This window comes from Methanosarcina sp. 1.H.T.1A.1 (assembly GCF_000979295.1).
Lineage (GTDB): Archaea > Halobacteriota > Methanosarcinia > Methanosarcinales > Methanosarcinaceae > Methanosarcina.
Window position 1 is genome coordinate 96,349 of sequence record NZ_JJQY01000147.1, and the last position, 15,663, is coordinate 112,011.

13 protein-coding genes and 1 tRNA gene are annotated in these 15,663 nt (G+C 40.2%); 9 read left to right on the plus strand and 5 right to left on the minus strand.

Going from position 1 to position 15,663, the window contains the following annotated elements:
- The first annotated feature begins 247 nt into the window (after positions 1-247).
- The 5 genes from EO95_RS14870 (at position 248) to EO95_RS16840 (ending at position 4,218) form a co-directional block, all read left to right on the plus strand.
- Positions 248-1,054 (plus strand): PAS domain-containing protein, encoded by an 807-nt coding sequence (locus EO95_RS14870; RefSeq protein ID WP_048135954.1) that lies wholly within the window; start codon positions 248-250, stop codon positions 1,052-1,054.
- A 7-nt stretch (positions 1,055-1,061) separates the two neighbouring features.
- Entirely contained in the window at positions 1,062-1,436 is a 375-nt protein-coding gene (locus EO95_RS14875; RefSeq protein ID WP_048136074.1) for an STAS domain-containing protein, read from the plus strand.
- A 172-nt stretch (positions 1,437-1,608) separates the two neighbouring features.
- On the plus strand, positions 1,609-2,007 hold the full coding sequence (locus EO95_RS14880) for an anti-sigma regulatory factor (protein WP_048135956.1): 399 nt from the start codon (positions 1,609-1,611) through the stop codon (positions 2,005-2,007).
- 208 nt (positions 2,008-2,215) lie between these two features.
- On the plus strand, positions 2,216-2,794 hold the full coding sequence (locus EO95_RS14885; RefSeq protein ID WP_235283052.1) for a SpoIIE family protein phosphatase: 579 nt from the start codon (positions 2,216-2,218) through the stop codon (positions 2,792-2,794).
- An 8-nt stretch (positions 2,795-2,802) separates the two neighbouring features.
- Positions 2,803-4,218: an ATP-binding protein gene (locus EO95_RS16840; protein WP_156164076.1), complete on the plus strand. Its 1,416-nt coding sequence runs from the start codon at positions 2,803-2,805 to the stop codon at positions 4,216-4,218.
- Between the two features lie 198 nt (positions 4,219-4,416).
- On the opposite strand, the gene EO95_RS18370 is transcribed toward EO95_RS16840, so the two are convergent.
- Positions 4,417-4,581, minus strand: coding sequence for a hypothetical protein (locus tag EO95_RS18370; protein ID WP_235283053.1), 165 nt, complete (start codon positions 4,579-4,581; stop codon positions 4,417-4,419).
- Between the two features lie 439 nt (positions 4,582-5,020).
- On the opposite strand from EO95_RS18370, the gene EO95_RS14895 reads away from it, so the two are divergent.
- From EO95_RS14895 to EO95_RS16850, 4 genes are all read left to right on the plus strand, one after another.
- Complete coding sequence (locus EO95_RS14895; protein WP_048135960.1) at positions 5,021-5,335, plus strand: DUF5611 family protein; 315 nt, start codon at positions 5,021-5,023, stop codon at positions 5,333-5,335.
- Between the two features lie 108 nt (positions 5,336-5,443).
- The gene (locus EO95_RS14900; protein ID WP_311135566.1) at positions 5,444-5,917 is read left to right on the plus strand and encodes a chorismate pyruvate-lyase family protein; all 474 of its coding nucleotides are present in this window, start codon (positions 5,444-5,446) and stop codon (positions 5,915-5,917) included.
- 185 nt (positions 5,918-6,102) lie between these two features.
- A tRNA-Thr gene (locus EO95_RS14905) sits at positions 6,103-6,174 on the plus strand.
- An 803-nt stretch (positions 6,175-6,977) separates the two neighbouring features.
- Entirely contained in the window at positions 6,978-8,006 is a 1,029-nt protein-coding gene (locus EO95_RS16850) for a ribonuclease HIII (RefSeq protein ID WP_235283054.1), read from the plus strand.
- Positions 8,007-8,970: 964 nt separating this feature from the next.
- On the opposite strand, the gene EO95_RS14915 is transcribed toward EO95_RS16850, so the two are convergent.
- The 4 genes from EO95_RS14915 to EO95_RS14930 form a co-directional block, all read right to left on the minus strand.
- Positions 8,971-9,378, minus strand: coding sequence for a DUF1699 family protein (locus EO95_RS14915; protein WP_048135963.1), 408 nt, complete (start codon positions 9,376-9,378; stop codon positions 8,971-8,973).
- Positions 9,379-10,361: 983 nt separating this feature from the next.
- Positions 10,362-10,541, minus strand: coding sequence for a hypothetical protein (locus EO95_RS14920; protein ID WP_156164077.1), 180 nt, complete (start codon positions 10,539-10,541; stop codon positions 10,362-10,364).
- Positions 10,542-12,218: 1,677 nt separating this feature from the next.
- Positions 12,219-13,073 carry a winged helix-turn-helix domain-containing protein gene (locus tag EO95_RS14925; RefSeq protein WP_052733606.1) on the minus strand — a complete coding sequence of 285 codons (855 nt, stop codon included), beginning with the start codon at positions 13,071-13,073 and terminating at the stop codon, positions 12,219-12,221.
- A 1,140-nt stretch (positions 13,074-14,213) separates the two neighbouring features.
- Entirely contained in the window at positions 14,214-15,581 is a 1,368-nt protein-coding gene (locus EO95_RS14930; protein WP_048135969.1) for an MFS transporter, read from the minus strand.
- Between the last annotated feature and the right edge of the window lie 82 nt (positions 15,582-15,663).

Sequence of the window (15,663 nt, forward strand, 5' to 3'; positions counted from 1 at the left end):
GAAGAGTATCTTTAATATTAAATTAAAGTATGAAGTATAGCAACTAAGTGTATAAAAAAATTTAAGTACAATACTGACCAATATATTAAATATAAAATAAAAGTATATAATATAAGGGTAAGAGTATTAAATTTAATACAGCAAAAATTGAAGACCTCCAATAATTGGTTTTAATCTCATTTTAAATAATAAAGGCCATGAAACATTGCTTTTAAATTTAATAAAATCCGGCAATAGAGGATGAAAAATGAACACTGCAAATAAATCCAACATAGAGGCACGAGACCTGGAACATGCTCTTCTGGAATCAATCCCGATTCCTGTAATAGCTGTAGATAAGGACTTTAATATTTTGTTTATCAACCCGGCAGGTTGTGACTGGCATAAAAAAGAATTAAAAGAAGTAAAAGGAAAAAAATGCTATGAAGTCCTTGAAGCAAAGTGTTGCAGTGTAGCTAAGTGTGGGATCAAGCAAGCAATGGACAGCGGCAAAAAATATGCAGGCCATTATGAAATTCCGTGTCAGAGAGAAACAATCAACGTAGAGATAACGGCTATGCCCTTAAAAGACGAGGAAGGAAACATTGTTGGAGGGCTCGAATATATTGCGGATATTACTAACAGAGTGAAGCTGGAAAATGACCTTCGTGTACAGACCCGGACGATTATGGAGCTTGCAACCCCTGTGATCAAAATATGGGATGGGGTCCTGTTGCTGCCTCTGGTAGGAGCAATCGATACAGCACGTGCACAGCAGATTATAGAAAACCTGCTAAATTCAATTGTGGAAAATGAAGCAGAATTGGCGATTCTGGACCTCACAGGAGTGCCGGTAGTAGACACTGCAGTTGCAAGGCATATCATCAAGGCAGTAAATGCAGCAAAAATGCTCGGGGCAAAGACGATTCTAACTGGTTTCAGCCCTGAAGTCTCACAGACCCTGGTCACACTCGGAATAGACCTGAGCAATATCACAACCTGCGGTTCACTGAAAACAGGGATCTCAAAAGCCTTCGGTATAATGGGAAAGAAAGTAGTCTCCTGTGAGAGGTAATGAAAAAATGATTCCGATATTGAAAGTGAAGGACGTTTTGCTGTCATCGATACCGGGAGACCTTACAGACAACGAGGTACTTGAATATCAGGCCCAGTTGCTGAACATGCTTGAAAAAACCGAAGCTATAGGAGTCCTGATTGATATAACAGGCATGGAGATTGTTGATTCATTTATGGCGAGAGTTATCAATGAAACAGCAAATATGGCGCAAATTATGGGGGCGAAAGTGGTACTCTGCGGCATGCAGCCTATGGTTGCTCTGACCCTTGTTGAAATGGGGCGCGAACTGATAGGTGTGCAGACAGCACTTAACCTCGGCAAGGGGATTGACAAAATACTCATTTCCACAAAAGGGAATCAGACCTCATTAAACAGTTGAAGAATTAAAAATTGTATAAATTCTTACCTGCGGGGATGTATTTTCCATACTTACCTGTACCACAGCAACAGGATAATAAGAGGAGTGGAAAATTGCAGGCAGAATCCTGGTATGGGTAAATTATGGGAAATACCAGATTAATGATGGGGGATAACCTGAGAGGGAATAAGCAATGAATAAGAAGATACCGATTAAAACCGAGAGTGATCTCCTGTTCGCAAGGCAGACAGCAAAGGAGATCATGAAGGAATTGGGGTTTGGTTCGGCAGATCAGACACGTATGGCCACGGCCATCTCTGAACTGGCCAGGAATGTCCTGAAATATGCAGGAGAAGGAAGCTGTTCCATTTGTGAAGAACAGGATGAAAGGGAAATGGGTATTAAAGTAGTTGTAGAAGACAACGGCCCCGGAATTGGGGATATTGAGCAGGCAATGGAAGACGGGTTCACTACGGGAAATGGGCTGGGGGCAGGGCTTCCGGGAGCCAGAAGGCTTGTAAACAATTTTGACATAGCATCAGAGCCAGGATATACAAAAATTACCCTGGAGATCAAAAGGGCCCGGAAATAATTTGATGTGACGCAAAAATCCTAACATAAAAAATTCATCCTCGAAATGGGGGAACCATTTAATTTGTTGAACCGGGCGCTGTGAAGATATTAGCACCTGAATCCTGCAGAAGGTAAAGTCCGGAACCAGGATAAACTGTCAAAGAGTTGGGAAAAGAGAACGGCCATTTAAGGTGGAATCAGAGGGCCTGGAACAGAGAATGGAACACATGAACATAGGTACTGCAACTCATTCTTTCTTCAACGACCCACATTGTGGAGATCAGTGTAGGTGGTGGGAAAACGAGGATAGTATCACACTATGCATGGTTGATGGCCTCGGGCATGGAATAGAGGCTGAAACGGCTGCAAAAGCAGCTATAGACTGTATATCTCGTAACCTCTGTGAACCACTGCACCATATATTTGAGAAGTGTGACAGGGAAATAAAACATACCAGAGGGACGGCAATGAGCATAGTCATTGTTGATAAAAACAATTCTACATTGACTCATGGGGGAATAGGAAATATCAATGTAGTAATAAGGGGTAGAAAAAAAATGAATTTGAGCAGTGATTGGGGTATCGTTGGGGGTGGGTACAGGAAATTAAATACAAATACTGTAGACCTGGCTGATGGTGACCTTGTGCTCATGTGGACTGACGGCATCTCAGAACGTCTTGATATTTCCGGTTATGACGAGTTCCTCTGCAGGGATGTGCAAAAACTGGCAAATCAAATACTTAGGGATCATGCAAAAGAAACAGACGATGCTACAATTCTAATCTATAACAGATATAATGAGTGATTTACCCTATGCCACTGCAAAAATTCAAACACCGATACCACATTCTTCTAAAAAATTATTTTGATGACCCTGATGAAAAATACCTTTTTGAAATAGAGAAACTCGGTAGAGAGCTGGTCCGAGAAAACATACCCCCCGAGGACCTTGCAGAGATCCATGAGGAAGCAATAGCTAGCCTTGCAGAAACTTATCCAGACGCGAAACTCATCGAATCCGCACGTTATCTTTCAACCCCTCTGATGGAAATGATGATGGCCTATGGCCTTGCCTTCAGAGAATGGATCGAAGCGTCCGAAAAAAGCAGGAAAGAACTACAGAGATATGCTGAAGAACTGGAGCAGACGAATATAGAACTAAAAAAATACTCCAAAAAACTACAGCAGAGTAAAAAACAATTTGCCACATTTATGGATAATTTGCCTGCTGCTGCATTCATAAAAGATGACGCAGGACTTGTTGTATATTCAAATAATTATCTGAATTCAAATAATTATCTGAAAGAATACTTCCGGATAGAGGAGTGGATCAGAGATGCGAGAGCTGAAGAAAAAGACAGCAGCCCAAAGACAGAAGCTCTTGTAGATCCGGAAGGAAACGAACTTTTCTACCGCACCATAAGGTTTCCGATCAATCTGGACGAAGGAGCAACAGTGTACGGAGGCCTGGGGATCGATGTAACGGATCAGATGCGGGCAGAAGAGATGATGGTTCGAGCCAAACTGGCCGCTGAAGAGGCAAACAACACCAAGTCTAAGTTTCTGGCCAACGTGAGCCATGAATTGAGGACACCTCTGAACTCTATTATTGGGTATTCGGATTTTTTGCTTGAGCAGGTGATCGGGCCGCTGAATGAGAAGCAAAGAAAGTATGTTGGCAATATTTCCATGAACGGAAAACACCAGCTGTCTCTAATCAATGATATCCTTGACCTTTCGAAGATCGAAGCAGGAAAGATGGAGCTGCGATACACAGATATATCGGTACCGGAATCGATTTGTGAGGTCGTGACAACACTCCTTCCTCTGGCATCAAAAAAGAATATCCGCCTTGAGAAAGATCTCGACCCCCAGCTCCGGGTTCTCCATGCAGACAGAGAAAAATTCAAAGAGGTCCTCTACAACCTTACAAGCAACGCAATAAAGTTCACGCCTTGTGAAGGCTCAGTGACCATCGGGGCCCAGATTGGCGGAGACTTTGCAGAAATCTCTGTAAGGGATAGTGGTGTTGGGATCTCACAGGAGGACCAGAAGAAGCTATTTAAGCCTTTCAGCCAGATAGACACCGAGGAGGCACGCACGTATCAGGGAAGCGGACTTGGACTCACCATTGTCCAGAAACTTGTTGAACTGCATGGCGGGAAAATAGGGATAGAGAGCGAAGTGGGAAAAGGCAGCACATTCATGTTCACATTACCGATTAAATGATTCGGGAAAAAAGTGAGCTGTGCCGGAACACAGTAGAAATGAAAAATTAGGTAAAAATTCTTATGAAATTTTTATGAGATTCTTTCCCCTGCACTCGGGCCGGGGGAAACACTGTATATCTCCTCTACATGGAGAAGGGCTGCACCTTTTGGTTTGAGATTTGCCATCTTGGAAGCGACCAGTCGGTAACCCCATTCATTAGAAGACCTTACTGATCAGTTCCACATTTCCTTTCATCTTGCAGGCTTTCATCGAAAGCATGTAAGTGCTGAGGGCAGCTTTCGGGTTTTCATTCAGGTTTGCTTTGGTCTTTTTCCAGAAAACGTTTGCCATGATAAGGGTCTCGTCGTTTCTTACTTTCACAAAACCCATCAAGCATACGTTTGGAACACCGTTTTTGTCTTTGGTTACAGGGAGGCAACCTGCTGATTTTCAAGCGCTTCTTTTACATTTGCAGGAAGCATTACCATATCCGGTTTCCCCTGTGATTTTTTAGTTCAATATTAGAGTAGGGCAAATACATAATTATAATTAATTTGATAATGATTAAACTAATATTCAAATAAATAGAAAGTGTTAATATAGCCTGGAATCAATGGCAATAAACAGAAAACCAGCGTTATTAGATAGATAATTAGCGAATATACCTGAAGCAAAAATACATGAAGATCAATTATGGGGGAGAAATCAACCTCTCGGGACCCTATATTTTGACTGCTTCGGATTACCAATGCGGGTTCCAGACAAAACGATTCTAAGCAAACTTTATCTGAAATGAAAATATCTTATAAGAGGATAAGCAATGCAGCAGTATAAATTAAAGCGCGGTTTTAAACCTGAAATTGATAGAATCTACTCGGCAATGCAGGAATGCTTCCCGACTGAGATCTCCCGGAACGGGGACCATATTGAAACTTCCTATGGAGCAATGTCAAAGATAACGGTCTGGATAGAAAACAAAATGCTCTTTGTGGACACTGTTTCCGATGTTACTATCAAAGATGATGAAACGATCCTGCAGACTAACAAAGCCTACCGGGAGTTTCTCTTAAAGGCTACCGGATACACGGCAAAAGAGCGGTTGAAAAATGCAAAAAAAGAAGTCGGAGAGGAATAAACTCCTTACCTCTCATTCTTATTTCAAGTTATCAATAACATCAGGCAGCCCTTACCTGGAGGTATCATTCTGGAAGTAGATTTCCTTGATAAACTGAAATGCCTCGAAATTCCCACCTGCCTTCGGGTCTGCTGTGGGACCGATGGTTCCGTAACCTTTCTCCTCGAGATCATGACCCGAAAACCGGTTAATGTAAAAACCGAGTCCCAGCACATAATCAAAGCCGATAAGGAAATGGCTGCATTTCTTGGTGTGGAAGAGGGCAGTGAGGTAAATAACAGGACAGTCCGGCTCTATGCAGGGGATACGGTATTCGTCCAGGCAAGGTCACTCTCTCCTCTGGAACGCATGCCTGCAACTATGAAGGAACAGCTAATGCGCGCAGACATCCCCATAGGCAGGATCCTGCGCAGCCACAACCTCGAGACCAGGCGCGACATGGGAGAACTCGAAGTCCTGGAAGAAGAAACCACTTTTGACGGCATTCCAGTCCTTTCCCGCTCCTATAAAATCGTCCATAACAACTATGTCCTGATGTGGATCAATGAACGCTTCCCCATCGATGAGCGCTGGAACCTTTAAAAACCTGAAATACCGGATAACAAATGCTAAGGCGTGGGTATTTTTACAGGAAAGTTCTCCAGATTTTCCAAAATAGATGTTTAGATCTTCAGACAGTCAGGGGCTTTTTCCCTGTCTGCAACCTGATCAGTCGAAACCTTTATATCTCTGGTGTGATATTTTGGAGATGCTCTTACAGCAACAGTGCCTTGGTGGCTTAGGGGTATAGCGCGTCCTTGGTAAGGACGAGGTCGCGGGTTCAAATCCCGCCCGAGGCTTAAAAATATTTTTAGGGAATATGTGGGCTACAAGTCCACCTCCCACTATACTTTTCTCCGGTGTGAATAGAACAATTTCTACTGAACTTTTTTTTGAATTTTACCCAACAGAATTGTAACAGTTCAGGCGAATTTTCAGGACTCTTTTTCTTGGGTGTGCATATCAGAATGATGTTAGAAAGGATCGAAACATGGAATGAACCTCATTTCCCTACACCTCGTCCTTACCAAAGACGCGCTGTGGCAAGGCGTGTATTCAGTTTTATTGAGGCACGCTTGATTACACACATATGCCTCATGTTTGTAGACGAGCCCCTCAATCGAAACTAACACACCAAGAACAATCCAAAAAAGCAACTGTTACACTTTGCCCATGTTTCCAGGGCGAACCCATGGAAGTCATGAGTAATTTCCACGTAGGGATTTTCAAAGGTATATCCTGCGGGTCAGATATTCAATACTTGACATTGACCCCCCTTTGTCAGGTCAAGTATTCAGGATTATGTCAGGATCCCTTAAAAACTGAAACGTCGTTCTTTTAGACTGATTGAGTACTTGAATGCGGGTATCCAGTCGCTCGATATACGAGCGATGAATTGTATTTTCACCCTGTGTCCTCATCCTTACCAATGACGTGCTAAGCCATAGAGCTTTATGTGATGTTTGTGGAAATAATCCGTACTTTTTTGTGCATGTTTTAGCGCAAACAGGAGTCTACAGTAGATATTTAATTGCAGTTTTTTCATCTATATCCGGATCAAAGGGTTCTTCCTCCCAAAACCACAACTCACTTTTCGATGATCATGACCCTAAAAGAGATGTTTACACTGGTTTCAAATGGGCTTACGGCTCATGGTATTGTAGTCTCGGACATAAAGATGATGCAGAACACTGCAGAATTTATCCAGTTCAGGACTGGCTTCAGCAACTGGGTAGGTCAGATTAACATCTATTCGTCCAAGAAAAATGGGTTTACCATCGACATGTCCAGGTTTGGAGATAACCCCGAATCTGCAAAAATCATAGAGATTATCCAGAACATCGACCTGAGCGAATTCAAGCATAAGATTACAATTCCTGCCATCTGCCTGCAGCGGCTGTCCGAGGTAGTAGCTTCCCAGGCTTCGGAAAATGTAATCAGTAACCCAACCGTCTCGGAGAAGTTTCCCCTGTTCTGTATAGGAGCAGATGAAGTTGGAAAGGGCGGAGCATGTGAGACTCTGGTCACAGCTGCATTCTGCATCGATAATTCACTGTCTCAGGAAGCAATGTCCATCCTGAAGCACATGGTTGCGGATTCCAAGACCCTGACTGATGGCAAGATCAGGCAGGTTGCTCAGCTCATTAAGAAGTACTGTGCTGGAAAGTATGTAATCCACACGTATAACCCACGCGAGTATAATGCAATGTATGCAAAATACGGCAACCTGAATGTTCTCCTTGCCCAGGCCCACGCGCGCAACATTGCAGAAGCCGTGGAACTGATCAACATCGAGTGTCCAACTGTCGTCGTCGACCAGTTTGCAAGTAACAATGTTGTGTCTGAAGCCCTGTCTCAGAGAAATTTGTTGAACAAAGTAAACCTCATCGAGACCACCAGGGCCGAAGAGAAGTCTATGGCAGTAGCTGCAGCATCCGTACTTGCCAGAGATGCATTCCTGAGTGTCATGGACGAGAGGTCCAAAGAGATTGGAGTTACAGTTCCCAAGGGAGCAAATATGGTAGGCAGCTTCCTGGCCAGAGTGCACAACAAACACGACATCGGAGAAGTAGCAAAGCTTCACTTCACTCCCGTAAAGGAATTTATGAGGGGGAAATCTCGCCTCTTGTAAGAACAAAAGCTATCCCGTCAAACCCAGAAAGAAACAAAATCAAACAATTCAAACCTTTATTAAATATGTAAAAAATCTCTTCCGTTTTAGATCATCACCTGTTTCCTGGCATGGGGTTATCAAAGTCCGGTCTGCCAAAGCACGGTGGCAAAATCCGGGTTGAAAACAAAGTTGGAGAAGGTAGGATTTTCACATTTGTGCTCCCCCTTGATCCGAAAGACCATATAATGACCGGGGATAAAAGACAGACAGGGAATTTGTTCCGGTCTTCACTTATATTACTTTTAACTGTCAAAGTTGGGATGTAATTAGCCATATAAGCCGTGTGGCTGTCGAAAATTGTGGGGTTTTGTTACATGTTAAATTGCCGGAGAGCCGCAGGAGTGGAGGGTGGTAGTCTATTCAAACCGGAAAATGCCGTAAGTTACAAAAACTACCCTCTCAGCTTACGTTTGTTTTATAAAAAAGTAGCCATAAAATTAAAGCCGCATATTACCCTTATACGAGTTACATTAGAAAATAGAAATGAGAATTAATGTTGTAAAATAAATAGCTCAAATATATACAAATAGAGGATTACAGAGTGTTAGAAGGTTTTAGAGGTTTTTCTCCGGGTTTTCTTTTTAATGAAATTTACAATATCAGCTTTGAAAAACTTGTACACTTTCAGGGTAGTGAGAAGATAAAACCAAAGGTGGCATCCAATTGCGTATTATAGGTGATTATGAGGAGAAGAATAATTAAAAACAGCGTAATCATACAAAAGTACAAAAACCACTAAAATAAAAACGTAATTAAAAATAAAGAGTGATAAAAATAAAAACGAAACAAAACTTGAAAAGTAATAAAACTGTAAAACATCAAACTTAAAAAGTAACATCAATAAAAGAATAATAAAAATTACGAAGCAATAGAAGTTAGAAGAAAATAAAATGGGAAGAGCCTGAAAATATGTTTCAGAGGCTCATGCACTAACATCCTTTCTGAGGATGTAAGCAACCATTTCAGGGTTCAGTTTGCTTTCCCTTGAGACTTTTTCTTCAATAGCCTCAGTGGATTTACCTTCAATCTTCAGTTCCTTTATCTCCTCAATTATAGAGGTAGGAATCCGGTAATATTCGTTTATGTCCTTTCTGTGGCCCCAGACATCTCCTTCTATGAGCTGGATACGCTGCATTTCAAGGAACATTTCTATGGACTTTGAGACCGTGCGCCTGTATGATTTCGGTAACTGTATTACCTCAATCTTCGGGCAGTTCTCGACCAGGGAAAAAATGTCCTTGTTCGAAGGCCTAAAAGCCAGATGAACTATTCTTTCGTTTGGATTTAAAGTAAAGATTTCTTCTCTAGAACTCACAACCCTTATTTTCAAAGTTTGTCCTCCCTATTTATTGATTTTTTTTATTTGATAGTAAAAAATTCTTCATTAAATATTTTTCTATAATTACAGGATTTATTTAGAGAGAACTAGTATTTACATTCTTTCATTTATTTTTGTATATTTTATAAACCAACAATATAAATCGGTATGAGTAGCACATGTTAATTTAGCAAATGAATAAATAGTCACTCAGACATTCTGAAAAGCATGAGGAACAAAATCAACAAAAAATCAGAATATTATCAAAACAATATTTGTTTTGTCGCAGGTCAGGGCATTTTCAATATTTTTTTATGTAACTTGATAAATTCCAGCTGAAACCGGCATATTATGAATACATTCTTTGGATCTCTCTTTTGCTAAAGGTCTCAATAGATCCAATCCTCCACTTATTTACTATTATAAAGTTATGGTTAAACTGAGAATATATATTCAACTATCCAGATATATTCAACTATCCAGATATATTCAACTATCCAGATTATACATATCTAATTACTAAAATGTGTTAATTTCCAGCTAAAACTTCAGCGAACTCTTATAGTCTCCTGGCATTTTTCAGAACCGAATTTTTCTGTATTCAATTGGACACTCTTTTTTAAGTAAAAGAAGGGTATCTGGAGAAAACTGAACAGGTATCGGTTTTCCCTGGATCTTACTTTAGTCTGTTATCTATAGAACAATCTTTAATAAAGTTATCCATTTAGTACAGTAGTTCAGAAGAGCTACAGTGTCAGGAAGAACTACAGGAACTGCAGAACCGAGAATAGGATTTGAAGAATATAATGGGTAGCGGATGATGAAAAGAATGTTGGGGAAGTGAACGGGGTTCATCTCCAAGCTAAAGCATAGGAGCTTTCTCCCTCCTTTCTCGGAAGGAAAATCCACTTAAAATAGAGTGGTACTGCTTCGGGAAGAGATAGAAAAACTTCACCGAAGAAAACCAGCACCTTTTTCAGTCAAATTGAAGAACTTCAAGAAAGCATCGGCACAACAAATTTAGCTACTCCATAAAGAAGTAACAGAAGCAAAAGCTGAATGAAGATCACATCAAGATAGTAACCTTTTGCCTTCATTCCGTTTGGTCTGTCATCCTCATTAGTCGGCTCTTGTTTCCTTTTTTTCGCGCCATTGTCGCCTATCTGAGATTTCATTCCTTCTATCACTTGAGACCACCTTGAATCCGATTTTATATCCTTTTTGAGTATATACAACTCTTTAGTCGCATCATCTTCAAATTGTAGGGGTAAAAGTAAATTTCACATATTTACTGAAAATTTAAGAATTTAACAAGGTATGAAAAACATGCTCAAAAGGCACATTCAACTTCACAAATGTACGATAGAATTGTTGCATATTTTTCTGATTGGAAAATTCTCCCTTGAATTTAAAGATGATACCTTTAGTCTGATATTCATTTACTCTGCAATCAACCCGGAACTATTACTGGTACGATGAAATAGTAGACTATACACAGGATCACAATGAACAAAATGTGCATAAAAACCAGATCTACGACCCAGGCACTTACCCTAAACTTTCCCAAATTAGTTTTCCTCCTCAATTGATTATCTGGTTCTCGTTGATGTACAGGGGGTGACATCAAAAATTATATTATATTAAATAATTTTTTAAAGTTCGCGAGTTGTAGTAGATTCCAGTTAGTTAGAACACAATCCTATAAACAGTCGAGAAATACTGAAATTAATTAGCCCTTCAAAATTAAATAAAACAAGACTGTAAAAAATATACAGTTTTTGTACAGTTTATATATGCAAAACTGCTTTTCACCTCACCTCCGATATTTAATCAACCTGACCTATATTATCCTAGATTAGTGGACAAGAAAGCCATCCTCCCTAAGCCTTTTCTGGCAGGAGTGTGGTAGCTTCGACCTCTGAATCGATAAATCTTAATCCCATTATTATTGCGCAGCAGTAGGGGGAATTACGAACTAACCCTATTTTTATTACCTGAACTGGTAAGTCAGCCCGGAGCGTCAGAAATATACCTATTAATTGCAAACCGCAAATTCGCCACCAGGCAAATTACGAGGGGGTCATAAATATTCTCTATTTAATATAGTACATATTTTTTATATTATCTTCTGGAGATAATATGATTTAACTTATGTAAATATTTTATATAAATCTTTCTAAAAATTATTAGAAACTAAATATAGTATGATATAAAAAATAGATTTTTAATAATAATAGTAATTTTTTGAAAAATGAATTTTATACGCTCCTTAATTTATTTCTTTGCTCAGGTTACTTGAAATTCCTTTCTTTTATTAATCCCATAGCTTACAGTTGTCCCAAAAAAACAGCTAAAAAACGATACTTATGGACATACCTCCTCATCTATCTGTGTAATCCTCCTAAGTATGCTTTCTTGTCAGTTTGAATACCTCTTGTATGATTAGTCTTACAGATCTGAACTCTTTCGATCTGCTTATTAGCTCTCTAAATTTCACAATTATTCCATTCAAGCGATCTCAAAACTCAACCCATTTTTACAATTGGATAATGGACAACAATGGCTTTAAATTAAAAAAGGGAATTAGTCTAAAATACAGGTATTGATTAACCTAATAGTAGAATATATTATCAGAATTGTAGAATCAAATGTAGTTTTGAGACAGCCTGCGTTGTAGAATTCTATTTAATGTTTAGAATATCTTCATAAAAGAGATATGATAAGAGCGTCCCTCAGCATATTGAAAAGCCCGACCAATCCTTACATAACACGGGGAAAAATATCGAAACTTAGAAAGTATGAAGTGTAAATAGAGAGAAATCACAGGTAAAAACAAAAAAATATTGAAAAAATTAGAATTTATTGGCTTTTGTGATATTGTAACCAGTAAACTCCATTTTCCCGGAGTCAGGGTCAATATAGACCATATTTGAAATGCTGGAGTAATAAGTGAAAAGTTCCCTTCCCCATTTGAGGGCGCTCTCCTCAGAACTTATAAGCATAGTCCCATCAAACCGTCCATTCTTGTCAAAGAGCCAGAGAGCCATAAAGGTGTTCGTTACAACAAGAGTAAGAGGGCCAATATGTCCGCTGCGCATGGAAATATTCATATTTTCGTGGCCGAGGAAACATTTAAATTGATCCGGGAAATCGTCGAAAAACTTATCAAAAACCTGTTCCGTAAGTACGAAAGAGACCTTTGCGTTCTTCTGGAGAAGCTTTGAAAAGATGCTGACTGTTTGAGGCTGAAAGGCGGAGCTTGCCATCATAACATATTTTGAGGCAAGAACATTTTCAACAACGTTCGGATGGAACTCAAAGAGGCAATCTCTGTCTGCTTCCAGAAGCTCACAATGCTTCAGGTTTCCAATCCTCTTTCTCATATGATACGGGATCTCACTAAGGTCACGGGTTTCCCAGTACTCATGGTTTTCTGCATAAATGTTGATAATATTCAGAAATTCCTCTATTTTTTCTACAATAAGAACCCCCATATCAGACAACTTATACATATCTTCAATGGGATCATAGGTTACGAGATCCCATTTAAGAAGTTTCTTAATCTGGGGCATAAGAGCACTTGAATTGACATCAAGAGCCTCTTTTATTTCATCGATGTTCTTGGGTCCTTCTTTCAACAGAAGAACCAGTACGTTTTTTCTTTTTTCAGATAAGAAGATTGTTTTTATCAGGCATGATGGATCCAATCTCAATCACCAGGAACTTATAACCACCTTCAGGGCAAAACGACAGCCTGAAAGGAACAACGCTATCGAATATTAACAGAAGAGAATAAGGAATATTAATTGAAATTTATAAACAACCTAATATAGGGATCTTGATATTAAAAAGTTATTATTTTTAAAGTATCAAAAGGTTATTAAACCCCAATTAGACAGACCCCACTATCTAATACATTATTTCCCCACATAAAACGCATTGTAGCGGCATAATGGTGACAAAAAAGGAAAAGGCAAACAGTCAAAAAAACACGATGTAACTTTGAATTGTACGACGAAAACAGAATCCTGAAGTCCATTAATACATTATAAAATGTATTATCATGTCAAATTCGGATTAAACGATTATCCCGTGTCCCTTATTATCCGAATATTTTACAAAATATTTCAGGAGATCAGCCATGAAAACCTAAGAAATGAAGATTTTGCAGATAAATAAGCCTGCGCAAGCACATTAAAATGGGAAACCTGTGCCTGCGCAGAGAGAGTACTGCAGGTCTTACGGCCTACTTGGGGAATATATGATGACAGTATATCTCGGAGAAGCAAGAAGTATACTGCCATCAGCGTGAAACACTGTACAACCTGACCGGCTCCTGCCAGGAAGTATGTAAATGAAGCTCTTCGCCTTTTTGCAGGTTTTTACTGCAAACTTACTGGACACATTTCAGTGTCTGAAACCACTCTGCTTTTCTAAAAGCCTATGCACATTTTTGGAAACTAACTGCTCCCGCAAAATGCGCGAAGAACCATTTACCTTGATTTCTGAATGAATACGGGTATTTTCTGGAAGACTGAGTGGTTTTGGATGCACTGGAAACTCTTTCTCTATCTTCTGGAAAATTTGCGTGTTTTGACTCTGGAGGTTTTACACTTCTGAAGTTTAATCTCAACCATGGGGCAAACTTTTGAATTTCTCTATTAAAAGGTTGAGGAGTAAGGTTATGAGAATAACATCAATCCTACTCCCCAACTGGCTAGCCTGAACACATAATTAACTATTGTTTACAGGCCAGCCCTGTCTCTGATACCTTCTTTTTTTCTCGAATCCTTTTCTCGATTCCTTTTTCTCGATTCCTTTTTCTCGATTCCTTGTTTATCTATACCTCATCTATGAGATCCAACCGGCGAATCTCCGGCTTCTGTAACTTTTACAGGAGCTGTAGCCTTTTCTGCACCTTTTTCCTTGGAAACCAGAAGGCATAGGAAGGAAAAAATCATGCATGCGAACATGAGGAGCCAGACGGATTTGTACTGGGCTACGGAAGCAACAGCTCCATCAGAGACATCCATCATCTTCCCGGTTATTGTCATGAAAATGGCTCCGCCAAGGAAGGGAAAGATATTATACGCACCTGTTGCAGTCCCCATGATCGATGGAGGGAACCATTCTTTTATCTGGGCATAGGATACGACGAAGAAACCCCCGAAGAACCCGAAGAGGAAGTGGATGAGGGTGTATGCGGCAGTACTGGTAATGTTTCCTGCCTGGGACCAGATGATTCCCCAGAGCACTATATATACTGCAGTGCCTGCAATAAGGACTTTCTTTCTGGACTTGAGCACTTTGTCAGAGAGGTAACCTGCAATCGGACAGCCGAAAATCATACCTATTGCTATGAAGGAAAGGACACCTGCATAGGTTCCCTTGTCCCAGCCGAGAACATCCCTGAAAAAGGGACCTCCCCATAATCCCTGATAGACCATCAGGCTTCCGTACATGAAGAAGAACCAGATGGACAGAGGCCAGAACTTCATTCCGGAGCTGAAAGTCTGCTTGAGGGCTTCCCCCATCGGAATCTTTGCAACGGCTTTCGGGGGAATGTATTTTTCACCCTTTTCGTAGGCTTCGATTTCTGCAATAGTCGGGCAGCCCATATCTTCGGGTTTGTCCTTAACCAGCAAAAAGATAGCTAATGCGAGCAGCCCTGAAAATACACCCAGCATCAGGAAGACTTTCTGCCAGTCTCCAAAGAATGCTGCTATTATAGCAAGGGGACCGGCGGCGCTCAGGGCTCCTATGTTTCCAATTGCGAGCAGGACTCCGGACATTGAAGCAAACTCATTCTTTTTAAACCAGATGGCAAGCACCTTCATTACAGGAATGTAGACCATTGCCACTCCGATTCCTATGAGAACCCTTCCGATAAGGACCATAGTGAAGTTGGTAGCAACTCCGGTAAGAACAGCTCCAACTGCGGCGAGCATTGTGAAGACCCAGGCAGTCTTTTTTACACCCCAGCTGTCACTTAAAATCCCACTTGGAAGTTGCATTGCCGTGTAAGCATAGAAGTAAGCTGAACCGAGCAGCCCTATAGATGCAGCCCCCACCCCAAAAGAATTCATAATGTCAGTCGCAACTATTGCGGTAGACACGCGGTGGAAATACACAAAGAAATATGCAAGGGCGAGAATAATAAACACCACCCAGCGATATTTCATTACTTTGCTTATTTTATTTTGATCAATTTCCATAGCCATCGCTCTCAATGATAATAATTTAGAACACAGATAATACAAGAGTAAATAAGGTACTTGAATCAGGCATCTTAAAAAA